This is a genomic window from Streptomyces sp. NPDC059649, assembly GCF_042734445.1.
Classification (GTDB): domain Bacteria; phylum Actinomycetota; class Actinomycetes; order Streptomycetales; family Streptomycetaceae; genus Streptomyces.
Window position 1 is genome coordinate 1 of the sequence record NZ_JBHWDV010000087.1, and the last position, 20244, is coordinate 20244.

The window sequence follows — 20244 nt, forward strand, 5'->3', positions numbered from 1 at the left end:
CGCACCCGCTCGACCTGGGCGTCATCCAGCTTGGGCGGACGACCGGTGGCCGGACGCCGGCGCAAGGCATCAGTGCCGCCCTCCTCCCATACCCGCCTCCACCGCCGCACGCTCTCGTGACTGACCTCCAACATCCGTGCGATCTCAGTACTCGTGCGTCCTTGCCCGAACAACTCGGCCGCCCGCACACGCCGAGCCTCGGCCAACTGCGGCCGCGTCAAAGGAGGAACGACAGATCTGGAAGCAACAGGCGAAGGCTTGAAAGACACAACATCAGGGTCCCACCAACAAGCCCGCCACACCCACAGAACTAACGAGAAGGTCAGTAGTTGATCCTCCGTCAGACGCCCCACTGCGTCAACGTGCGAGGCTGGCCCGGGTGGTCTTCCAGCATGGCGTCGAGACGTTCGCGGAGCAGCGTGCGGCCGAGATGGTCGTAAGCGCGAGCCCACAAGGGGTGGAGGTCCGGGAGGCGCTCTACATCCTCGTGGTAGGCGGCGGTGAGTCCCAAAAGAGCGCTCGCCGGGTAGCCCGCGTCGAGCATCCGGGAGGCATCAGCCAGGATGAAGTCAGTGTCCCCGGTGAAGGCGGGATACTCATCGGCGAAGGCGTCGTTCGGTGCGAGAACGCCGACACCGATGCCGGACGGGTCGGGTTCGTGGCGCCAGCCGGCCGGCGGCGCAAGATCGAGGGGGACCTCCGCGTCGCTGCGGCCGCCGGGAGTAAGGCCGTATTCCGGGGTGGGATGGATGCCCAGTACGGCCGACAGACGTGCCACCTGGGTGCGACGGCGCTCTCCTCCGCTGCGCAGGGCGAGGGAGAGCAGAAAGGTGAGGCCGTCCAGGGTATTCCGGCCGATGACGCCTGGCTCCTTGTGGCCGAAGGAAGCAACGGGATGGTCGGTGCGTCCGAGTTCCGGCGCAGGGACCACCCATCCGACGCAGGTGCCGGTGCCGAGGTCCGCGAAGGGCAGGAGTTCCGGCACGGACATGAACGGTACGTGGTGCCGGCGGAACGCTTCCCCCGCGTAGCAGTACTCCCACCCCTGGGGTGCGAGGGGTACCTCGCACAGGTCGAACGGCAGGGCAAAGCTGGTCTGCACGCGGCCAGCGTCGTACAGGCCCTCCTCGTACAGGTCCGTCGTGAGGAACCCCTCCTCCCAGGCGATGTCGATCACCTTGGTGAGTGCGGGTGGGGTGGGGAACGGGAACAGGTCATCGGCCCAGCGTGGTGGTGTCGTCATGGGAGGAGAGCGTGGCAGCCACGTCTGACAGCCGGAGAAGAGGCGTCAACTCCCGAAGGATTTCCGGAGCCGACCACTAAGCTCCTGATCTTGCTCGGCTGGCTGGCCGAGATCTCTTGCGGGTTCTTGTCTGGGATGGACCGGGGGTCAGAAGAGGGCTCAAGGGCGGGTACCGGTCGGCCGATGGCGCTGGCATGGAAACGCGTTGTCTCGTCGCCGCTCGCTGTCTTCTGTATCGCTGCCTGTCCGGGATGGTTACCGGGGGCTTGGCTGTCCTGTGGGTGGCGGTGCCGGTGGCCCCAACTGTGGCGGCCGCAGTCACCTTTTCGCCGTGCCTGGCGGCGACAGCGGACGGGGACGGTCTGCGGGCGCTGTTCGGATCGGAGAACCGGCTGATCCGTACGCGCGAGCGGGTGGTCGCGGTGACGTTCAACGCGGCCTGGAACGACGCAGGCCTGGACCGCGTCCTCGGTGGGCTCGCCCGTCGGCATACGCCGGCCACGTTCTTCCTGACTGGCGATTTCGCCGACCGCTACCCGCAGGTCGTGAAGAGGATCGCGGCCGGCGGGTACGGGTTGGGCAACCACTCCTACAGCCACCCCCACTTCAAGGACCTGACAGCGGCAGGGGTGCGTCGCGAGGTGCGGGCAGCGGACCGGGCCCTGCGCGCGGCCGGTGCAGGACGGGCCCTGACCCCGTTCTTCCGGTTCCCCTACAGCGAGACCACTCCTGCCCTGATCAGCGAGGTCAACGGGTACGGCTTCGCGGACATCGAGTTCACCACGGACACCAACGGGTGGATGGGCCTCGGGGGCGGCATGAGCGTCGACGGCGCGGTGCGCAGGGCCCTTGACGCCCTGGGCCCGGGGGCGATCCTGCAGATGCACGTGGGCGACCGCGAGGGCGGCACGGACGTGATCGACGCCCAGGCCCTGCCACGGATCCTCGATGCAATCGCCGCCCGTGGATACCGCGTCGTCGACCTCCGTACTCTCCTCCCACGGGCGATCCATCACCTCGGGAGCCGGTGATGGTCGGGCGCTTTGAGGCACCGTTGGGGCCGGGCGCACTCCCAAGACCTCTTTCCGCGCTCGACGCGCGGGGCGGCCGGGGAAGCCAGGGTGGAGGTGCGCGGTGGAGCGTGCCGCCGGCCTGCGTCTCACCGGCAGCACGCTTAACCGCAGAGCCACACCCCCTGAGAACCTGCCGTAGGGCCCCAACGACGGGGGTGCGACGTCACGCCTCAGGCGTGAGAGCCCCAGGACCCTTAAGGGCTGTCCCGTAACGGCTGGTCACGGGTGAGCTGATCTTGCTGTGTCTGGTGTGATCACGGCGTTGGAGCCGTCCTGGATAGCCCCGTTCGCCGGGCTGAGCCCGCGCCAGTTCGGCAAGCTGATCAATGCGCTGCGGCGCGAGGGTGCGGACCCCGTCCGCAAGGGCCGGCCGTGAGCCTGCCGCTGGAGGACCGGGTTCTGCTGGTTGCTGCGTACTGGCGAACCAACCTGACGCTGCGGCAGCTGGCGCCGCTGTTCGGGGTGTCGAAGTCGGCTGCGGACCGCATCATCGATCACCTCGGTCCGGCTCTTGCGCTCCAGCAGCGAAAGCGGTTCCGCAAGGACACCGTGCTGATCGTGGACGGCACCCTGGTCCCCACCCGCGACCACACCATCGCCGAGCAGTCGAAGAACTACAGGTACTCGACCAATCACCAGGTCGTCATCGACGCCGACACCCGGCTCGTCGTCGCGGTCGGCCAGCCACTGCCCGGCAACCGCAACGACTGTAAGGCGTGGGAGCTGTCCGGCGCCAAGGATGCCGTCGGGAAGACCATGGTGATCGCGGACGGTGGCTACCGGGGCACCGGCCTGGTCATCCCGCACCGCCGCGAGAAAGGCCAGAGCGATCCGAAGCTGAGCACCCAATCGTCGCCCTCAACCGCCTTACGCGCCAGCTGGAGACGTCGTCCGCTGAGCGCTCGTCACCATTGTTGCCGGTCTCCACCGCCAGATAGACGGCAAGGCAGTCGTCCATGTCACAGACGACGGCCACTCCTGTAGGCATACGATCTCCACCTCGACCGTCCGGCGCGGTCAGCGGTTGTTGCGGTAGGCAATGATGCCGCCGGCGACCAGGCCGCGGCCGCGGGTGGTGCGGAACTCCTCAAGCCGCTTGGCGTCGGTGTACTGCTCCGGCGGAGTGCGCACGCCGAGCTGCGGGCCGTAGAAGCAGACCACGTACCCGTGGTGCAGGGCGGCGGCGTACCAGTCGGGAGAGGAGGGGACGCTGATGCGGGAGTAGACACCGCCGTCGGGGGAACACAGCTCGATCCGGTCGTCGGCCAGCCGGTGCAGGGCCCAGCCGGGGGTAGTCCGCAGATCGGCGATGCCGCGGGGGAAGCGCCGCATTCCGGATGCCATGGCGCCCTCCACCTGGATTTCGGTGGGCGCGCCGCCCGGCATCCGGGACATCATCGCGCGCTCGGGGCTCGAACAGGGCCACCGGCATCGGGTCCCCGCCGTCGGTGGTCTGCACGGTGCCGGTGTCCGGGTCCCCACGACGAGACGGCGGCTTGTGGTGCGCTCTTGACAGCCGCTTCACAGTCGGGCGGGATGGCGGAGGCACACTGGGCTCGGCTGTCGAGTTGGGGGGCACATGGTGGAAGGTCTCGGTGGTCCGGACCACGTGGAGATACTGGAGCGTTGGGCCCGGGGCTTACAGATGCTCCATGTGGCTCACAACATCGCCTCGGAGCGATTCAATTACTGGAACCGTGTCACCGGGATCTCCACAGCCATGCTGTCCGCAGTCGTCGGTACAACGCTCTTCGCCTCTCTCTCGGCCTCCGGCCTCATCGGGGTTCGCGTAGCAGCCGGCGCCTCCAGTTTGCTGACGGCTGCGCTCAGTGCCGGGCAACTGGTCTGGAACTATCCCGAACTCGCCTCGCGCCACCGAGCAGCCGCTGTGCGCTACGCGACCCTCCGCCGACAGGTCGAACGGAGGCTGGCCAACCGGGACCAAGTGACCGAGACAGACGTCGACGTCACATCGACCGAGTGGGAAGAGATCGAGCAGTCTGCCCCACAGCTACCGATCGGTGTCCGCCGCCGCGCCAAGAAAGAGATCTCCAGCATCCCGCTACGTGGCTGAACGCCGTGCCATCAGGCTGTTGCCGTGGCAGAACGAGTGCGGGTGCGTGAGATCCGATAACGACGAGGGGCAGCGGCTATCACCTCCTGGCGGAGCAGGGCTCGAAGGCCTTCGTGGCCGATGCCGTCGACCTGCTCCACAACATCATTGAAGACAGACCCCAGTCCTTCGTGGAACCGGCCTGCGCGGGTCGGCGTCCCCCAGAAGCCAGCAAGATCGACTCCAATGGAGGCTGCCCATGCCCGGCACGGCCGCCCGCTATCTCTATCTCACCCGGCACGGCGAAGCATCGTCGGATGAGAGCCAGCTGACGGACGCGGGCCGCCGCCAGGCCGCCCTGCTCGGGGAGCGGCTCCGTGGGGTCCCGCTGACGGGGATCCATCACGGTCCGCTCGCCCGCACCGAACAGACCGCCCGGCTGGTCGGCGAACGGCTCGACGGCGTCCCCTTGCGGCGCTCGGATGCGGCTGGCGACTACATTCCGTACCTGCCGGAGCGCGAGGAGCTGCCGCCGGAGACGGCCGACGCCATGCTTGGGTTCCTGGGCCAGTTTCCGGCTGAGGAACGCGAGGAGGGGCCCGGGCTCGCGGCAGCGGCGCTCGCGGAGTTCACCGGCCCCGTCGTCGGCGACGAGCCGTGCCACGAACTCGTCATCACCCACAACTTCCTCGTCGGCTGGCTCGTCCGAGCTGCCCTCGACGCCCCGAAGTGGCGCTGGATGGGCATCAACCACGCCAACGCGGCGCTGACTGTCATCCGCTACGCGCCGGGCCGCCCCACGTCGGTTCTCCTCTTCAACGACACCGGCCACCTCCCCGCCGAGCTCCGCTGGACCGGCTTCCCGCGGGAGCTCCACGTCTGAGGCCCAGACCGCTTCCTCCGAATCATCTTGCGGACCAGCTATGGATGCTCGCGACGTTGAGGGCTGCCACGCCTTCAGGGTCACCGCACGCACTGTGAAGGCTCGCACCAACACCGGTCCGAAGCACGGCGGATGAGAAACACGCACTACAGCCGCCCTCGGCATCGACATGGAAATCACCACGCGCCCCCGGGACCAGAGGGTTCACCCCGTTACCGAAACGCTGGGCAGTTGAGCGGACCTACGGCTGGCTCATGCTCCACCGCCGCCTGGCCCGTGACTACGAAACCCTCCCCGCCCGCTCCGAAGCCGTGATCCATCTGGCCATGACCGACCTCATGGCCCGCCGCCTCACCGGCGAAGCGGCCGTCTCCTGGCGCAACCCCGCAAACCACATCAACAGCAGATTCCGGGATGAAACATAGGGAGAAAACGACCTCTTAGCGCCCCCGGCCTCATGAAGGCGCGGTCCGGTTCCCTGCCGTCGGGCGGGGGCCCGTGGCCTGGCTCAGGCGTCGGTGCGGATCACCACCACCAGGGTGCGTGGACCGTGCACCCCCTCGACGCGCTCCAGCTCGATGTCGGACGTGGCCGACGGTCCGCTGATCAGTGTTGTCGGGCGCTCCGGGACCAGCCGGGCGACCGCCTCCGGCACGCCGGCCACCACCGACGACAGGGCGACGACGCAGACGTGCAGGTCGGGGACGAGGGACAGCGCGCGCCGGCCCTGATCGGGGGAGCCGTCCAGGAAGATCGTGCCGGTCTCGGCGGAACTGACCGCGGATGCGGTCACCACCCCGTCCAGCTTGCCGAGTTGGTGGGCCGGGATGTCCGCGGAGTCCCACTGGACCTCGCCGTCGTAGGCGGCGAGCCAGGCTGCGTCGAGGCCGGCGGGCGCCCCGGTCCTGCGCGCGCCGTGCTCCCGCAGGGCTTCGGCGATCACCTCCGGGGTGCGGTCGGCGGTGCACGTGCGCACGTGCGCTTTGTAGTCGGCCAGCCGGTCCTCGAAGAGGGCGAGTCGTTCGTCGTCGGGCAGAGCACGGCCGGTGCGGTATTCGCGGGGGATCGTCACCTCCGCGGGGCCGGAGCGGGCGAGGGCGTCCCGGACGCGTCCGAGCACCGTCTCCCGTGCGGTAGCGGTCACCGGTTCTCCTCCTCATAGGAATCTTTTCCCTGCTGGGCACCCTCGTCGGCGGCGGCCCGCAGGGCGGCTTCGCCCTCCTCGGACGCCAGCCAGGAGCGGAAGGTCTGCTTTGGTGGGGCCGGGATGTCCCGGCTGTCGGTCCAGCCGTCGAACGGCGCGGGGAGCCGCGTGATCTTCCGGTCCCGTGTGGCCACCAGCCTGCCGCCGGGTCCGGCAGCCTTCTGCACGGCGGTGAACAGTCCGGGCCGCTTCATGACGGCTGCCGCGGCCTTCATCGCCAGCTTCTCCCCCGTGGTGCCGGCCTGCTCGGTGTGCTGGTGCCTCAGTTCGACCAGGAGCGACGGGATGTCGATCTTCACCGGGCAGGCGTCGAAGCAGGCGCCGCACAGGCTGGAGGCGTACGGAAGCGAGCTGTTCGGGTCGTTCTTCGCGGCGTCCATCCCGGCGAGCTGCGGGGTGAGCACAGCGCCGATGGGCCCGGGATAGGTCGATCCGTAGGCATGACCGCCGGCCCGCTCGTACACCGGGCAGACGTTGAGGCAGGCGGAGCAGCGGATGCAGTGGAGCGCTTCCCGCCCGATCCGGTCGGCGAGTGCCGCGGTGCGTCCGTTGTCGAGGAGCACCAGGTGGAACGCCTGCGGGCCGTCGCCCGGGGTCACCCCGGTCCACATCGAGGTGTAGGGGTTCATCCGCTCACCGGTCGAGGAGCGGGGCAGCAACTGGAGGAAGACTTCCAGGTCCTGGTAACGCGGCAGCACCTTCTCGATGCCCATGACGGTGATCAGGGTGTCGGGCATGGTCAGGCACATGCGGCCGTTGCCCTCGGACTCGACCACCGACAGGGTGCCGGTCTCGGCGATGCCGAAGTTGGCGCCGGAGACGGCCACCGGGACCGTCATGAACTTCTGGCGCAGATACGCCCGGGCCGCGGCTGTCAGATGTGCCGGTACGGAGTCGAGAGTGGGGTCGACGCCGGGGATGGCCGTGCGGAAGATGTCCCTGACTTCGTGGCGGTTGCGGTGGATCGCCGGGACCAGGATGTGCGACGGCTTGTCGTCGGCGAGCTGCACGATCAGCTCGGCGAGGTCCGTCTCGTACGCCGTGATGCCGCGGGTGGCGAGGTGTTCGTTGAGGCCGATCTCCTGGGTGGCCATCGATTTGACCTTGATGACCTCGTCGCTGCCGGTCTCCTGGACCAGGCGGGTGACGATCTCGTTGGCCTCGACGCCGTCGCGCGCCCAGTGGACCGTGCCGCCGTGCGCGGTGACCTTCCGCTCCAGCTGTTCGAGCAACTCGGGCAGCCGGTTCATGGTCTCCGTCTTGATCGCCGAGCCCGCATCGCGCAGCCGTTCCCAGTCGGGCAGTTCACCGGTGACGGCGAGCCGCTTGGCGCGGATGGCGTGGGTGGCCTTGCGGAGGTTGCCGCGCAGCTGCTCGTTGCGCAGCTCGTCGTGGGCGGCCTCGGGGAACTTCCGGTCGCCGCGCAGATTGCCGGTCCCGTACGGGGAGCGGGGTGGGGCTGCGGGCATGCCGAGGAAGGTGCGGCTCATCGGGCAGCCTCCGGTTGCGGGAGCAGGAAGGGCGAGGTGCGGGTGGAGGCGAGGATCTGCGCCAGGTGCAGGGTGCGGGGCCCGGCCTTGAGGCGGGACAGGCCACCCCCGATGTGCATCAGGCAGGAGGAGTCGCCGGCCGTGCACACGTCCGCGCCGGTGGACAGCACGTCGCGCATCTTGTCCCGGAGCATGGCACTGGACGTGTCCGCGTTCTTGACCGCGAAGGTGCCGCCGAAGCCGCAGCACGCGTCGGACTGCGGCAGCTCCACCAGGTCGATGCCGGCGACTGCGCGCAGCAGCGTCAGCGGCTTGTCGCCCACTCGCAGCATCCGCAGCGAGTGGCAGGTCGGGTGGTAGGTCACCCGGTGCGGGAACCAGGCTCCGACGTCGGTCACGTCGAGCACATCGACGAGGAACTCCGACAGCTCGTAGGTTTTGGCCTTGACGGCGGCGACCCCGGCGCGGAGCGCCGCGTCCCCGTACCGCTCGGCCACGATCTCGTGCTGGTGGCGCACCGAGCCCGCGCAGGATCCGGACGGCATGACCACCGCGTCGAGCGACGAGTCCCCGAACTGCTCGGCGAAGGCCCGCACCAACGGGATGGGTTCGCGCTGGTAGCCGGTGTTGATGTGCATCTGACCGCAACAGGTCTGCTCCGGCGGAAACACCACATCGTGGCCCAGCCTGGCGAGCAGCACCGCGGTCGCCTTCACCGCGTCGGGGAACAGTGTGTCTCCCAGACAGGTGGCGAAGAGTCCGACGCGCATGGAGCCTCCCTAGTTAGGTCGGACCATAGTAGGCACCGACCCTTTCGTTGGCCACACTTTGGTCCGACCTTATTGACATGTGAGGTCATCGGTGACCTACTGATGCCGCTTCGGCAGCACCACGGGCATGGCCGGCGGGACGGGACACCGACGGCGGCGGCCCCCGCAGCACCCGCACTCACGAAGGAGCACGCACTTGTTGACAGCGCAACCGGCCGTCCTCGCGGCTTACACCCCTGACGTGACCGCCTTCGGGGGGAGCCTCACCGCCACCGCCCTGCTCGCTCTCGTGCCCCTCGCGGTCTTCTTCGTGCTGCTGATGGCGGCCAAGCGCTCGGCGCTCCAGTCAGCACTCGGTGCCTTGGTCACCGCGCTACTGACCGCGGTGCTGGGCTACGGGATGCCGGTAGGGCTCGGCGTCCTGTCCGCCACCCAAGGCATGCTCTTCGGTCTGTTCCCGGTGATGTTGATTGTCGTTGCCGCCCTCTGGTTCTACGAACTCACCGTCGTGAGCAACCGGTTCGGGGACCTGCGTCGTTCCTTCAGTGCGATCGGCCGCGGCGATCTGCGCATCCAGGCGATGCTCATCGCCTTCTGCTTCGGTGGCCTGCTTGAGGCCCTGGCCGGATTCGGGGCGCCTGTCGCCATCACCGCTGCGATGCTGATGGCGATCGGCCTGCCCAAGCTCAAGGCGGCCATGACTGTCCTGGTCGCCAACACCGTGCCGGTTGCTTTCGGCGCCATGGCCATCCCCGTCACCACGGCCGGCAACCTCACCGGCATCGCGCCCGAGGACATCGCCGCGGTGGTCGGTCGGCAGACGCCGCTGCTTGCCCTCTTCGTCCCGATGCTGCTGCTCTTCCTCGTCGACGGGGTGCGCGGTTTCCGGCAGCTGTGGCCCATCGCCCTGGTCACCGGAGTCGTCTTCGCCGTGGCCCAGTTCTGGTGCGCGTCGCACTTCGCCTACGAACTCACCGACGTGGTCTCCGCGCTGGCCGGGTTCGCGGCCGCAGTCATCATGCTGCGGTTCTGGACGCCGAAGACCCCCGACACCCAGCGTTCCCAGGTCGATCCGGAGCCGCTGACCCCGCGCCGGGTGAGCCTGGCCGTCCTGCCGTACCTCCTGGTGATTGCCGTCTTCGCACTGGCCAAGCTCCAGGCCGACGGGCTCGACGTCCCCGCGCTGCTCGGCGCCGTCAAGATCGAGTTCCAGTGGCCCGGCCTGTACGGCAATCTGCTGGCCGGCGACGGCTCTCCGGCCGCCAGCGCGGTCTACAAGCTGGAGGTACTCGGCAACCCGGGCACCTTGCTGATCGCCTCCGGCCTTCTGGTGACGCTCGTCTACAGCCTGGCGAGCGACGTCGACCGGTTCCCGATGTCCGCCCGCACCGCGCTGCTCGCCGCGGGGCGCACCGTCAAGAACATGCGCACGGCCATAGCCACGGTCGCCACGGTGCTGGCACTGAGCTACGTCATGAGCCAGTCCGGCCAGACGGTTGCGATCGGCACCTGGCTCGCCACGGTCGGCGGAATCTTCGCCCTGCTCTCGCCGGCTCTCGGCTGGCTCGGCACCGCCGTCACCGGCTCCGACACCTCGGCGAACGCCCTGTTCGCCACCCTCCAGCAGACCGCGGGCAAGAGCGCGGGCATCGACCCGACCCTCCTGGTGGCCGCGAACACCTCCGGAGGCGTGGTCGGCAAGCTGGTCAGCCCCCAGAACCTGACCATCGCGGCGACCGCGGTGGGGGAGCCCGGCTCCGAACGGACCCTGCTGCGCAAGGTCGTCGCCTACAGCGTCGCGATGCTTGCGGCGCTGGGACTGCTGGTCTACCTGCAGTCGTTGCCGGCCCTGTCCTGGATGCTGCCGTAGAGCACCTGACACGGGTGGAGGAGCAAGGCGGCTCGCCCTGCTCCTCCCACACGCACCGCTACTCTGCGTGTCCCTTCTGCGCGGCGGCAGTGCCTCCCACCGCGCTATTCCCCCTCGTGCTCCGGCTCGGTGTCGTCCACGAGCGTGCCGTGGAACCCGCGGATGTGCTCCTCCACCAGATCGGCAGCCTGCGCACCCTCGCCGACCCGGAGCAGCCGCAGCAGCTCCGCGTGCTGGTCATTCAGGGTGGCCGCTGCGGCCGGCCAGTCCTCGACCGTCTCCAGGGCCCGCAGGATCAGCGGACGCACGGACTCGCGCACGGCCGAGGTGAGGGTGGAGGTCAGCCGGTTGCCGGAGCTCCGGGCGATCAGCACGTGGAACCGGGTGTCGAGATCGTTGAACTCCACGACCTCGACGCCGGGCGCCCGCATCCTCCGCACGAGGGCCTCCGCCTCCTCCAGGTCCTCCGCCGAGGCGTGGCCGGCGGCGGTCTGGAAGCTGGACCGCTCCAGCGTGACCCGTGCCTCCAACACGTCCTCAAGGCGGTAGCTGCCCAGTGCGAAGTGCAGGCGGAGCAGCCGGCCGAGTGCGTCGTCGGGGTGCCGCACGATCCGCGCCCCGGCGTCAGGGCCTCGACCGGGCTGGGCGACCAGCACGCCGATCGTCTCCAGCACGCGCAGCGCCTCGCGCAGCGCGGACCGGCTGACGCCGAGCACCGGCGCCAGCTCCCGCTCGGGCGGCAACCGGTCACCGGCCTTGAGCTCACCGGCCAGCACCCGCGCCTCGATGCTCTCCAGCACCAATTCGTGGGTGCGGGACTGCCGGACGGGCTCCCACTCGACGGCCATGACGCCACTTCCCTCCCGAAACCCTTTGGGGCACGACTATGTCACACATGGCATGTGGTCCGACCAAAAGGGGCGCGCTGGCCGTGCGGCGGTACAGCGCCCGCGACGCCGATCGCCCCAGTACCCGTGCTCGAAGTCCTTCGGCCTGAACGAGAGGAGGCCTTGTCATCGCCCGAGCCGGACGCGCGACCCCGCCGGTGCCGTTGAGGTACGTCAGTCGGGTGGCTCACTTCCCGGTTGCGGCTTTCGTCGTGGACGGGCCCTGCGGCCGGGGGTGTGCAGCTCGAACCAGACGGTCTTCCCGGCGGCGGTGCGCCGTGCGCCCCATCAGGTCGAGAGCTGGTCGACCAGGTGCAGCCCTCGGCCGTGCTCCTCGTCGGCGCGGGCGGGTGGACGGTCGGCGGGCGGAGCAGAGGGGCAGCCGTCGACGATGTCGCAGCGCAGCGTCCGGTAAGCGGGGGAGTGGGACATCCGAAGGTGGAGGGGGCCCCAGGCGTGCTGGAGTGCATTGGTGACCAGTTCGCTCACCAGGAGTTCGGCGATCTCGACATGGCCGGGCAGCCCCCATCGGACCAGTTCGGTCCGGATGATCCGCCGGGCTTGGGGCACGGCGCGCACATGCGGGTCGAGTGGCTGCGAGACCACTTTGCTGTGTGTCCTCAGCTGCCGGGCCAGCTGAACAATCCGCGCGGCAGCGATCGTCGCCTGCCGCCACAACAGACGGAACAGCGGGAGCAGTACGCCCTCACGAGCGGCGACACAACGGTTGCGAATGACGGCACTCATGACGTTGCGGTCCAGTCGGACGGGATCCGCCGCAGCAGGAGGCTGGAACGGCAGGGGCGGGGCCGCCACGCGGGAGGACTGGTGTGGGGCCCGGGCCAGTAAAAGACGTACGGCACCAGTGGCGTGCCGACCGTGAGCTGTCGGATCGTGCTCGGGGACGATTTCGGTTTCGGGAACATCTGTCTGCCCTTGCTTCTCTCCGGGACCGTGGGCGGCCGGTGGAGGCAGGAGGCGGTGCGGGCTTCCGGTGGGGCACCCGAGAGGGCCGTGGTGGGTGAACAGCGACCCTGGTCATCACGTCCACCCCATTTCTTTTCACGCCGTCGGCTGTGTCGGGGAGTTGACGTATGCCTTCACCGTGCACCCGGTGCCCTGGGGCAGTCGTTAGGGGAACCCCTGATACGACCCCTAAACGGGCGCCGGACGCGGGGCGGTGTGGTGGCTGAGGACGCGGGGTGGGGGTGGTGGAGGAGCGGGAGAGACGGGCTGGCGCCGGTGTGTCCCCTCCTACTGCCGGCGCGGGTTGCGCCGGAAGATCATTGATTCTCCAGGGTGGCGGGCCGGCCCGGCCCGGTGTCGTGCGTCTACCGCTCCGACGTCACGGCATCGAGTTGCTGAAGTTGTCGTGCCAGACGGCCGACCGAGTCGGTTTGCCCGGCGACCTGGTCCAGGGCCCCGGCCGGGAGCGCACCGCCGGCCATGGCCTGCACGGCCTCGGTGAGCTCAGCGAGCACCTTTTCCACCTGCTCAAGCCGGATCTTCAGCAGGATGTATTGACCCTGGAGGTCAGCAGGAGGTGGTCCAGGGGCTTCGGCAGGTAATCCTCGGCGCCCATTTCCAGGCAGCGGACGACACTGTCCAGCTCACCGACGGCGGACATCATGATCACGGGTGGGCGGCTCCGGCTCGCCAGCGTCCGGCGGCAAGGCACGGCGGAGACGGCTGATGCTGGTCTGCAGGGTGTTCCGGGCATCGCGCGGCGGCTGCTCACCCCAGACCGCGTCGATGATCGCCGATGCCGGTACCGGATTGTTTCAGATGCAGCAGCAGGACCGCCAGGACCGAGGCCTGCCGGGCCCGAGCTCGACCGTCCGGCCCGCGCAGCGCACCTGCAGTGGGCCGAGCACGGCGTAACGGAACCCGTCGTTCGCCACCGTTCCCCCGAGCCCCCGCCCACCGCATCGCTTCCAAGCACAGCGACGCCAAGGCCTCCGGTGAGTACACCATCGGCAAGGTGGCCCGCTGATGGCCGGCTCCGGTGCAGGCCGCTGGACGAACCTGGGCCACTACCGGGCACGCGGCATCCACGGAGGCGAGGCCCTGAAGGAAGGCATCGAGAAGATGGTGAGGGGCATCGAGTCCTCCGTCGACTCCGAGCGCGGTCTGGCCGCCCGCCTGCGCTACCTGACCGCCTCCGACGCCGGCTACGAAGCCATGGACCGCGCTGGCATCCACGTCCGGCCTCGCACCCTGATGCGCTGGCTCGCCGAGGAACAGACGCCCGACCGGGGCAACCTCGCCCGCCTGGACGCCGCCTACTGGGACCTGCGCCGCCGCAACGTCGCAGCGGACCTCAAGCGCCGGCTCAACAAGGGCGGCCGGGGCACCCGCATCGAGATCGACCCGGCCGACCAGTCCCAGGTCGAACGGCGTCATCGGCGTGATCTGCAGCGTGGTCTGCAGGCCCGGGACATCAACGTGCGGGGCAACATCTGGGACCGCGCCGTCGACGCCTGGCTCACCGGCGACACCCAGGAGCTCGAAGCCATCTGGGACGAGATCATCCAGGGCTCCCTCGGCACCGACTGGGACGCCTACACCTACGTCTCCTCCGTCGGCTGGGCGGCCTGACACACCACACGCCCGAATGGCTCGGAGTCAACTCCAACTGCTCCGAGCCCTTCAACATCACCGTGCCCGGGGCCCAGCTAGGCCGTCGGTCAGCCCGCGACCGAACGCTCCGAAGGCGGACCTGCCTCAGATGCCATGCGAGAGATGGGCATAACGCTCCCCAAATCCTGAACGGGACGCACTCGTTCGCCCCATTGAGAAACACAGTCGCTGCACCTGCATTGACCAGCGCTTTCTCGGTGGCCTGAGCAGCGACTGAAGCCCGCGCGCCTCGGGCGTCGTACAGCGTCGCCAGAACTGCCACCAGTGGCTTGTGCTCGACCCCAAGCCTGTTCGACGCGGGCAGGCGTGGCCTCCTGGCCGATACAGCAGACAGCGACCCGGCGGTAGGAGGGCGGCTGCTCCGTCACTGAACAGAAACAACGAGTCCGGCCAGCCGCCCCGTTGGTCACTCTGCCAGCCCCTTCTACAAGATGCGGCTCTTCAGGAAAGCTCGCAGCTGAAAGAATTTGAGGCGCCGCACCAGAGGGATGACGCTTCCCTAGCGGCTGAGCTGCCTTCCGCTGGACGGACGCATCGGTTCCTCAATCAGGGCTAGGACAACACCACAACCAAGAGCCGGAGAAGGCCGCGGAGGGGCTCCATCTGCCGAACACGACAGGGAACCGCCGCCACTCTCACGCCTGCACTGCCGACTCAAGTGATCAGCTGACAGTGGCAGCACGGCATGGCTGTGCTGAGTTCCATTGCAGGAAGCCAGTCCGATCGGTTCACGAGGAGGGCGCATCGCGCATTTTCCCGGTGGGTCCCGGTTGCCGGGCGTGCCTCCAGGCGAGGGTGGCTTGATCTTCATGGCTCGGTTCGCCTCCGGCCTACGGTGGATGGCAGGACCATGCCAGTAGATGCGGTACGGGGGATTGTGGCGACATGCTTCCTATTCCAGGGCCGCCCATGGGCGGGCCACCGCCCGGCGGGGCCGCGGGGACGACGCGGATCGAGGAACGGGCATCGCTGAGGCGAGCAGGGCACGGCGCCAACGAATTAGCCGGCGATGTCCGGACGGCCGGTACGCGGGCCGAGGACGCCACAAGAGCTGCCGCCGACTCCTTGAAGGGGCAGTACTGGAGCAGCTCGCTGGGGGCCGCGCTGAACCAAGTGGTGGATTCTTGGCGCAGCCAGACGACGGCTCTGGTCAACAGGTGTCGTTCACTGCACGACAGATGCGCTGCCACGGCGGACAACTACCAGCAGGCCGAGTCGGCCAATGAGCGGACGATGATGTCCGTCCGCCGCCCCGAGTCCAGTCCCTTCGGTGTCCGGCCCCGTCGAACGCCCTTTCCGAGCAGCCGGATGGCAGAGCTCCGACGGTACCGCCGCAGCTGCCGGTGCAGTGGTAAAGGAAACAGGCCAGGAGATATCCGACGCCAGCGCCGAAGCCAAAGCGATCCGGCCGGCTCTGGCCGAGGCACACACCGGCCTGAAGAAATGTCAGCAAAAGCTGCACCAGCTCGTCCATGAAGACGCGAAGAAGCAGAAACTGCACGTCAGCGACAACGGCGAGGTCACCGACGCGGATGACAGTGACTCCGGGATCTTCGATGACCGGGCACTGAAGGTACAGATGTTCGCGGCGCTCATCGGTGCCGTCCTCGACGAGGCCGACGAGATCGACGCCAGCACCGCACGCGCGCTACGGCGTGATCTGGGCCACGACAAGAACGACTTCAACTCCAAGGTCGCCACCTCCCTGGAGTCCCGCTGACGCCGACTACGCCGCCCGGCTCCTGAAGAAGGGGTCCAAGATGTCGGACGCGGACCTGAGAGAACTCGACAGGATTCTCTCCCATCATCACAACGACCCCGCCTTCTCCACGGCCTTCTTCGACAAGCTCGGACCCAAGCAAACACTGAAGCTGTACGGCGACGTGAGCCTGGACAGCGACGCGGGCGACAACCGAAAGAGGCTGGTTGAAGACCTGCAGCGCACCAGGTGGTGGGCCCGGGAAGTGGGGTCGGAGCCCGGCACGTAAAGCTCGGGCGCCGTGGAAGGCCGTGCCTTCTTGGGGTGGAGGACCTCTCGGGGCCGTGTCAGTGGGTCCGGCGGCGCCAGAGGGAGGGGCTGACACCCCGGTTGCGCTTGAACGCCACGCTGAAGGCGAAGGGATCTTCGTATCCGACCTCGCGGGCCACGGCGGCGACGGTCGTCTCGGCGTTTCGCAGCAGGTCCGCCGCCAGGGTCATGCGCCAGCTGGTGAGGTAGGTGAGAGGGGGCTGGCCGACCAGCGCGGTGAAGCGGGCGGCGAACGCCGCGCGGGACGTGCCGACCCGGGCGGCCAGCTCGGCGACCGTCCACCGGTGGGCTGGTTGCTGGTGCAGCAGGCGCAGCGCCTGGCCGATCGCCGGATCGGACAGCGCCTGGTACCAGGCGGGCGCCGTCTGCGTGGCGGCGCACCAGGCCCGCAACGCCAGCACCAGGAGGAGGTCCAGCAGCCGGTCCAGCACGGCGTCCTGACCGGGTTCGTCGCGGGTGGCCTGCGTGGCGAGCAGGTCCAGTGCCGCCCGGGTCGCCGGCCCGGCGGGTACGACCGCCAGCGGCGGCAGCATGTCCAGGAGACGGTCGCCGACGTCGCCGCGGAGGTCGTAGGCGCCGCGGAGCATGATCGTGGCCCCGGGCAGACCGTCGCCGTAGGTGCGGGGCGCCAGGTTCCGCTGCGTGTCCGGCGCTTGCGTGGAGGTGTCGACGACGCGTTTGCTCCGCCCGTGGATCACGACCTGGGGCGGGGTGGTGGGGGCATCGGCGATCGTGTACCGGCGGGGGCGGGTGATGAGGGCGATGTCGCCCGCCGCGAGCGGTACCGATGCGGTGTCCGTGTCGTCGATGCGCACCGACGCGTCACCGGCGAGCGTGGTGACGACCGTGAGCGGTGGAGGGTCGGTGAAGGTCAGTGACCACGGGGGACGTTGGATCAGTTGCCTGACCATCGCGTTCCTGGCCCGGGCCCGGTGCAACAGATCGCTCAGCACGTCCACGCTCCCACGCTAGACGATCACAAAGGGATCTGCGACGGTCTCCCATGGATCGTCCATAGGCCTGTGGGGTTGTCTGGACGCCATGAACTCCTTTCTTGTCCTCGGCGGCACCGGCAAGACCGGCAGTCGCGTTGCCCGGCGCCTCAAGGCCGCCGGCCTGCCGGTCCGCACGACGTCCCGCAGCGGCGGCGACGTGCGCTTCGACCTTGACGATGCGGCGAGTTGGGCGCCCGCGCTCGATGGCGTCACTGCCGTCTACCTCGTGGAGCCCCGCCTGTCGGCGAGCACGGACCACGCAGCGCGCATCCCCCGATTGGTGACCGAGGCGGTCGCCTGCGGCGTACGACGATTGGTGCTGCTGTCCGCCCCACGCGCGGGCGAGGAGGGCCATCCCCTGCATGCCGCCGAGCAGGCCGTGCGCGGCTGCGGCGTCGACTGGACCATCCTGCGCCCCCAGTGGTTCGCGCAGAACTTCAGCGAGGGACCCTGGCGGCCCGGGATCCTCGCCGGCACCCTGGCCCTGCCCACCGGTGACGGGCGCACGCCGTTCATCGACGCCGAGGACATCGCCGAGGTCGCCGTGGCGGCGCTGACCGAAGACCACCACAGCGGCTGTGTCTACGACCTGTCCGGCCCACGGGCCATCAGCTTCGGTGAGGCGGCCGACCTCATCGCCCACGCCACCGCCCGTACGATCCGTCACGTGGACGTGGCGGCGGCGGACTTCGTCGAGCGCCAGGTCGCCGCCGGCGCCGAACGCGACGTCGCCCAGCTGCTGACGGGGCTGCTGGTCGCCATCGCGAACGGCGCGGGCGCCGCGCTCTTTGACGGCGTGGAACGAGCCCTTGGCCGACCCCCCAGGACTTTCGAGTCCTTCGTCACCAAGACCGCTGCCGCGGGACATTGGAACTGAACCTCCGGGCAGGTCGAGCAGCCAGGTGTGGAGCAGCGACGTGGTCCTCTCGCCTTGCCACCTCAAAGCGCGGGCCGAACGAGCCGTCGCGGCTCTGGTTGGGCGTTCCCCGCCGAGCGGGTTCCGGGCCGGCCCAGCCGGCGGTCCGACACAGCCTTCGTTGCCTTTCGGGTCGGCCGGCACCTGGTGTGAGGGAGCATGGGTTGCCTTTCGGGTCGGCCGGCGCCTGGTGTGAGGGAGCATGGGTTGCCTTTGGGGTCGGCCGGCGGTCCGACACAGCTTCGTTGTCTTCCGGGTCGGCGTGCGGCTGGGGCGAGGTGCCGTGCGATCTCGTGGCTGATCAGTTGGCGGGCCTCACCGATCCAGGCTGGGGTGGCTGCTGCCTGTGTGTGGTCGTGCGGGCAAAGTCGTCGCGGGTGGTGACGCGTTGAAGGGTGCGAGCAGAAAGGACGGCTCCTACTGGCGTACGAACTGACGCCGCGACAGTTCGTCCCACCGTTGAGGTGCTGACGTCGGCCGCTGACCGCGTATCGGCCTTCTCGGGCGGCCGTTCGCGCTCGGGCCCCGCAGGCGGTTCCGTATAAGGATGTCGTGCTGATCGTCGACGGCACTCTGGTCTCACGCGGGGCTGCTGCGGCGGTAGACGGTCGCCGCAGCAGTCGAAGAACTTCAGGTACTCGACCAGCCACCAGGTCGTCATCGATGCCGGCGCCCGACTCGTCGCGCCGCCGGCCGGCCGGTCATCGGCGACCGTAACGACGGCAAGGCGTGGGAAGTGACCGGTGCGTAGGCCGCCGTGGGCCGGCGCGCGGTCATGGCGGACGGCGGTACCGGGGCAGCGGCCTGGTCATCCCGCCGCCGCGAAGGCGGCCAGAGTGAACTGCCTGCTGGGGGTGGCCGACCGCCGCGTTTCGATGCGGTGGATTTCCGCGAGCGCCTGCGGTCGAGTGCGGGATCAGCCGACTGAGGAGGCACCGGGCGGTGGCTACGAGGTACGGCAAGCTTTCCGTCCGCTACGAGGCGACGGTGCTGGTCGCAGCCGTGAACGAGTGATTGTGACCAGCGCCGTCGCAACGGCTCTCAGACGACGTCGAATTCGTTGCCCTCGGGGTCCTGCATGGCGGCGGCGTAGAGCCCCATGTCCGGCTCATCCTTGATCCGCAGCACGGTGGCACCAGCTGTGACCAGCCGTTCCACCGTAGCCTTGACCCGCTGCGTGCGGACGTCCAGTGGGACGTCACGGCCACCGCCGACCTTCAGGTCGAAGTGCCACCGGTTCTTGGCGACCTTCGGCTCCGGAACCTGCTGGAACCACACCCTCGGTCCACGTCCCGCGGGATCGATGATCGACTCCGGAATGTCCCCGGCACCGGCCGGCAACTCTGCCTCGGGCACTCCCATCGCCGCCCAGTAAGCACGCCACGTGGTGTGCCCGCCCGGCGGAGGCTCAGGCACGTAGCCCAGGGCGTCGGCCCAGAAGGTCACCATTTTTTGCGGATCGGAGCAGTCGATCGTCAGTTGCAGTGTCATTTCCATGCTCAGAGCATCCCAGGCAGGTCTGACAGACGACCCACTTTCGCAACAGGCCCTAGGGTAGACCCTTTTACCAGGAGGCCAGGAGCCCAGGAGCCCAGGAGCCCAGAGGCCCAGGGGGCGGCTTCCGACCTCGCCGGCCGGGAGGTGCTCAGTCGAGGCAGAACTCGTTGCCCTCGATGTCCTGCATCACGATGCACGAATCGTTGCCGTCATACAGCAGCCGTACGCGTACCGCGCCGAGCGGGACCAGCCGTGCGCACTCGGCCTCAAGCGCGGCGAGGCGCTCTTCACCCACGAGCCCGGTGCCGACCCGCACGCAAAGGTGCACCCGATTCTTGACGACCTTGCCTTCGGGAACGCGCTGAAAGAACAGTCGCGGGCCCACACCTGAGGGATCACTGCAGGCGAACCACGAACCCTGATCCTCCGGAGGCCGGGAGCGGTCGAAATCGTCCCACGTGGCGAACCCCGCCGGTGGCGGCGCTACGACGTACCCCAACACCTCGCACCAAAAACGAGCGACGCGCTCAGGTTCTGCGCAGTCAAAGGTGACTTGGAACTGCTTGATCGATGACACACGCGCACCATAACAGGGGGCCTGTATGGCTCATCTCCCGCTAGCAACCTGCATGTTGACGCGAGGATGGCCGTTGGAGCCGCTGCTGCGTCGTGCGTCGAAAGGGATCGATCCGGC

At 68.9% G+C, this 20244-nt stretch carries 21 protein-coding genes and 4 pseudogenes; 11 read left to right on the plus strand and 14 right to left on the minus strand.

The features are described 5' to 3' along the window. On the minus strand, positions 1 to 452 hold a 452-nt coding region (locus tag ACFV1J_RS38620), incomplete at its 3' end, for a helix-turn-helix domain-containing protein (RefSeq protein WP_385866378.1). Then, positions 341 to 1243, minus strand: a complete 903-nt coding sequence (locus ACFV1J_RS38625; protein WP_385866380.1) for a hypothetical protein — start codon at positions 1241 to 1243, stop codon at positions 341 to 343. The genes ACFV1J_RS38620 and ACFV1J_RS38625, both read right to left, overlap by 112 nt. Before the next feature lie 266 nt (positions 1244 to 1509). On the opposite strand from ACFV1J_RS38625, the gene ACFV1J_RS38630 reads away from it, so the two are divergent. Beyond that, a complete protein-coding gene (locus ACFV1J_RS38630; protein WP_385866381.1) occupies positions 1510 to 2274 on the plus strand; it encodes a polysaccharide deacetylase family protein in 765 nt (254 codons plus the stop codon). Between the two features lie 283 nt (positions 2275 to 2557). After that, a pseudogene (locus tag ACFV1J_RS38635) lies at positions 2558 to 3201 on the plus strand (transposase family protein); the annotation flags it as partial. Positions 3202 to 3333: 132 nt separating this feature from the next. Here the strand turns inward: ACFV1J_RS38635 and ACFV1J_RS38640 are convergent. After that, a complete protein-coding gene (locus tag ACFV1J_RS38640) occupies positions 3334 to 3660 on the minus strand; it encodes a hypothetical protein (RefSeq protein WP_385866383.1) in 327 nt (108 codons plus the stop codon). Positions 3661 to 3895: 235 nt separating this feature from the next. Here ACFV1J_RS38640 and ACFV1J_RS38645 point away from each other — a divergent pair, with 235 nt between their 5' ends. From ACFV1J_RS38645 to ACFV1J_RS38655, 3 genes and pseudogenes are all read left to right on the plus strand, one after another. Continuing rightward, complete coding sequence (locus tag ACFV1J_RS38645; protein ID WP_385866385.1) at positions 3896 to 4390, plus strand: SLATT domain-containing protein; 495 nt, start codon at positions 3896 to 3898, stop codon at positions 4388 to 4390. A 238-nt stretch (positions 4391 to 4628) separates the two neighbouring features. Beyond that, a complete protein-coding gene (locus ACFV1J_RS38650) occupies positions 4629 to 5252 on the plus strand; it encodes a histidine phosphatase family protein (protein WP_385866388.1) in 624 nt (207 codons plus the stop codon). 203 nt (positions 5253 to 5455) lie between these two features. Continuing rightward, a pseudogene (locus ACFV1J_RS38655) lies at positions 5456 to 5677 on the plus strand (transposase); the annotation flags it as partial. Between the two features lie 83 nt (positions 5678 to 5760). Here ACFV1J_RS38655 and ACFV1J_RS38660 read toward each other — a convergent pair. From ACFV1J_RS38660 to ACFV1J_RS38670, 3 genes are read right to left on the minus strand one after another with little or no spacing between them, the layout of a single operon-like run. Beyond that, the gene (locus ACFV1J_RS38660) at positions 5761 to 6396 is read right to left on the minus strand and encodes a lactate utilization protein C (protein WP_385866390.1); all 636 of its coding nucleotides are present in this window, start codon (positions 6394 to 6396) and stop codon (positions 5761 to 5763) included. Continuing rightward, positions 6393 to 7946, minus strand: coding sequence for a lactate utilization protein B (locus tag ACFV1J_RS38665; protein WP_385866392.1), 1554 nt, complete (start codon positions 7944 to 7946; stop codon positions 6393 to 6395). The genes ACFV1J_RS38660 and ACFV1J_RS38665 overlap by 4 nt, the downstream gene beginning before the upstream one ends. Further along, a complete protein-coding gene (locus tag ACFV1J_RS38670) occupies positions 7943 to 8716 on the minus strand; it encodes a (Fe-S)-binding protein (RefSeq protein ID WP_385866393.1) in 774 nt (257 codons plus the stop codon). Before ACFV1J_RS38670 ends, ACFV1J_RS38665 begins: the two co-directional genes overlap by 4 nt. Positions 8717 to 8912: 196 nt before the next feature. Here ACFV1J_RS38670 and ACFV1J_RS38675 point away from each other — a divergent pair, with 196 nt between their 5' ends. Next, the gene (locus ACFV1J_RS38675; protein WP_385866394.1) at positions 8913 to 10586 is read left to right on the plus strand and encodes an L-lactate permease; all 1674 of its coding nucleotides are present in this window, start codon (positions 8913 to 8915) and stop codon (positions 10584 to 10586) included. Positions 10587 to 10690: 104 nt separating this feature from the next. Here ACFV1J_RS38675 and ACFV1J_RS38680 read toward each other — a convergent pair whose 3' ends face one another. The 5 genes and pseudogenes from ACFV1J_RS38680 to ACFV1J_RS38700 all read right to left on the minus strand — a co-directional run. Beyond that, a complete protein-coding gene (locus ACFV1J_RS38680) occupies positions 10691 to 11434 on the minus strand; it encodes an FCD domain-containing protein (RefSeq protein WP_351533280.1) in 744 nt (247 codons plus the stop codon). A gap of 327 nt (positions 11435 to 11761) precedes the next feature. Continuing rightward, positions 11762 to 12220 carry an ATP-binding protein gene (locus ACFV1J_RS38685; RefSeq protein ID WP_385866397.1) on the minus strand — a complete coding sequence of 153 codons (459 nt, stop codon included), beginning with the start codon at positions 12218 to 12220 and terminating at the stop codon, positions 11762 to 11764. A gap of 584 nt (positions 12221 to 12804) precedes the next feature. Continuing rightward, the gene (locus tag ACFV1J_RS38690; RefSeq protein WP_385866399.1) at positions 12805 to 12954 is read right to left on the minus strand and encodes a hypothetical protein; all 150 of its coding nucleotides are present in this window, start codon (positions 12952 to 12954) and stop codon (positions 12805 to 12807) included. Positions 12955 to 12980: 26 nt separating this feature from the next. Beyond that, positions 12981 to 13109 carry a hypothetical protein gene (locus tag ACFV1J_RS38695; protein WP_385866400.1) on the minus strand — a complete coding sequence of 43 codons (129 nt, stop codon included), beginning with the start codon at positions 13107 to 13109 and terminating at the stop codon, positions 12981 to 12983. Continuing rightward, positions 13084 to 13239, minus strand: a pseudogene (locus ACFV1J_RS38700) (winged helix-turn-helix domain-containing protein); the annotation flags it as partial. The gene ACFV1J_RS38695 and the pseudogene ACFV1J_RS38700, both read right to left, overlap by 26 nt. Positions 13240 to 13465: 226 nt before the next feature. On the opposite strand from ACFV1J_RS38700, the gene ACFV1J_RS38705 reads away from it, so the two are divergent. The 3 genes from ACFV1J_RS38705 (at position 13466) to ACFV1J_RS38715 (ending at position 16101) form a co-directional block, all read left to right on the plus strand. Further along, positions 13466 to 14071, plus strand: a complete 606-nt coding sequence (locus tag ACFV1J_RS38705) for a transcriptional regulator (RefSeq protein WP_385866402.1) — start codon at positions 13466 to 13468, stop codon at positions 14069 to 14071. Positions 14072 to 15383: 1312 nt separating this feature from the next. After that, entirely contained in the window at positions 15384 to 15833 is a 450-nt protein-coding gene (locus ACFV1J_RS38710; RefSeq protein WP_385866404.1) for a hypothetical protein, read from the plus strand. A 40-nt stretch (positions 15834 to 15873) separates the two neighbouring features. Next, positions 15874 to 16101, plus strand: a complete 228-nt coding sequence (locus ACFV1J_RS38715; RefSeq protein ID WP_385866405.1) for a hypothetical protein — start codon at positions 15874 to 15876, stop codon at positions 16099 to 16101. A 58-nt stretch (positions 16102 to 16159) separates the two neighbouring features. On the opposite strand, the gene ACFV1J_RS38720 is transcribed toward ACFV1J_RS38715, so the two are convergent. Then, positions 16160 to 17101 (minus strand): AraC family transcriptional regulator, encoded by a 942-nt coding sequence (locus ACFV1J_RS38720; RefSeq protein ID WP_385866406.1) that lies wholly within the window; start codon positions 17099 to 17101, stop codon positions 16160 to 16162. A gap of 82 nt (positions 17102 to 17183) precedes the next feature. Here ACFV1J_RS38720 and ACFV1J_RS38725 point away from each other — a divergent pair, with 82 nt between their 5' ends. Together ACFV1J_RS38725 and ACFV1J_RS38730 are read left to right on the plus strand one after the other, a co-directional pair. Beyond that, positions 17184 to 18014, plus strand: a complete 831-nt coding sequence (locus tag ACFV1J_RS38725) for an NAD(P)H-binding protein (protein WP_385866407.1) — start codon at positions 17184 to 17186, stop codon at positions 18012 to 18014. Positions 18015 to 18468: 454 nt separating this feature from the next. Further along, a pseudogene (locus ACFV1J_RS38730) lies at positions 18469 to 19067 on the plus strand (hypothetical protein); the annotation flags it as partial. Positions 19068 to 19094: 27 nt separating this feature from the next. Here the strand turns inward: ACFV1J_RS38730 and ACFV1J_RS38735 are convergent. Both ACFV1J_RS38735 and ACFV1J_RS38740 read right to left on the minus strand, forming a co-directional pair. Continuing rightward, positions 19095 to 19550 carry a VOC family protein gene (locus ACFV1J_RS38735; protein WP_385866408.1) on the minus strand — a complete coding sequence of 152 codons (456 nt, stop codon included), beginning with the start codon at positions 19548 to 19550 and terminating at the stop codon, positions 19095 to 19097. A 148-nt stretch (positions 19551 to 19698) separates the two neighbouring features. After that, positions 19699 to 20127 carry a VOC family protein gene (locus ACFV1J_RS38740; protein WP_385866410.1) on the minus strand — a complete coding sequence of 143 codons (429 nt, stop codon included), beginning with the start codon at positions 20125 to 20127 and terminating at the stop codon, positions 19699 to 19701. Positions 20128 to 20244: the final 117 nt, after the last annotated feature.

What these genes read in the sequence shown, in the direction of transcription:
- ACFV1J_RS38680 (WP_351533280.1), bottom strand. Translation starts at nt 11,434, where the DNA reads ATGGCCGTCGAGTGGGAGCCCGTCCGGCAGTCCCGCACCCACGAATTG.
- ACFV1J_RS38715 (WP_385866405.1), top strand. Translation starts at nt 15,874, where the DNA reads ATGTCGGACGCGGACCTGAGAGAACTCGACAGGATTCTCTCCCATCAT.
- ACFV1J_RS38685 (WP_385866397.1), bottom strand. Translation starts at nt 12,220, where the DNA reads ATGAGTGCCGTCATTCGCAACCGTTGTGTCGCCGCTCGTGAGGGCGTA.
- ACFV1J_RS38705 (WP_385866402.1), top strand. Translation starts at nt 13,466, where the DNA reads ATGGCCGGCTCCGGTGCAGGCCGCTGGACGAACCTGGGCCACTACCGG.
- ACFV1J_RS38650 (WP_385866388.1), top strand. Translation starts at nt 4,629, where the DNA reads ATGCCCGGCACGGCCGCCCGCTATCTCTATCTCACCCGGCACGGCGAA.
- ACFV1J_RS38640 (WP_385866383.1), bottom strand. Translation starts at nt 3,660, where the DNA reads ATGGCATCCGGAATGCGGCGCTTCCCCCGCGGCATCGCCGATCTGCGG.
- ACFV1J_RS38625 (WP_385866380.1), bottom strand. Translation starts at nt 1,243, where the DNA reads ATGACGACACCACCACGCTGGGCCGATGACCTGTTCCCGTTCCCCACC.
- ACFV1J_RS38735 (WP_385866408.1), bottom strand. Translation starts at nt 19,550, where the DNA reads ATGGAAATGACACTGCAACTGACGATCGACTGCTCCGATCCGCAAAAA.
- ACFV1J_RS38670 (WP_385866393.1), bottom strand. Translation starts at nt 8,716, where the DNA reads ATGCGCGTCGGACTCTTCGCCACCTGTCTGGGAGACACACTGTTCCCC.
- ACFV1J_RS38645 (WP_385866385.1), top strand. Translation starts at nt 3,896, where the DNA reads ATGGTGGAAGGTCTCGGTGGTCCGGACCACGTGGAGATACTGGAGCGT.
- ACFV1J_RS38725 (WP_385866407.1), top strand. Translation starts at nt 17,184, where the DNA reads ATGAACTCCTTTCTTGTCCTCGGCGGCACCGGCAAGACCGGCAGTCGC.
- ACFV1J_RS38665 (WP_385866392.1), bottom strand. Translation starts at nt 7,946, where the DNA reads ATGAGCCGCACCTTCCTCGGCATGCCCGCAGCCCCACCCCGCTCCCCG.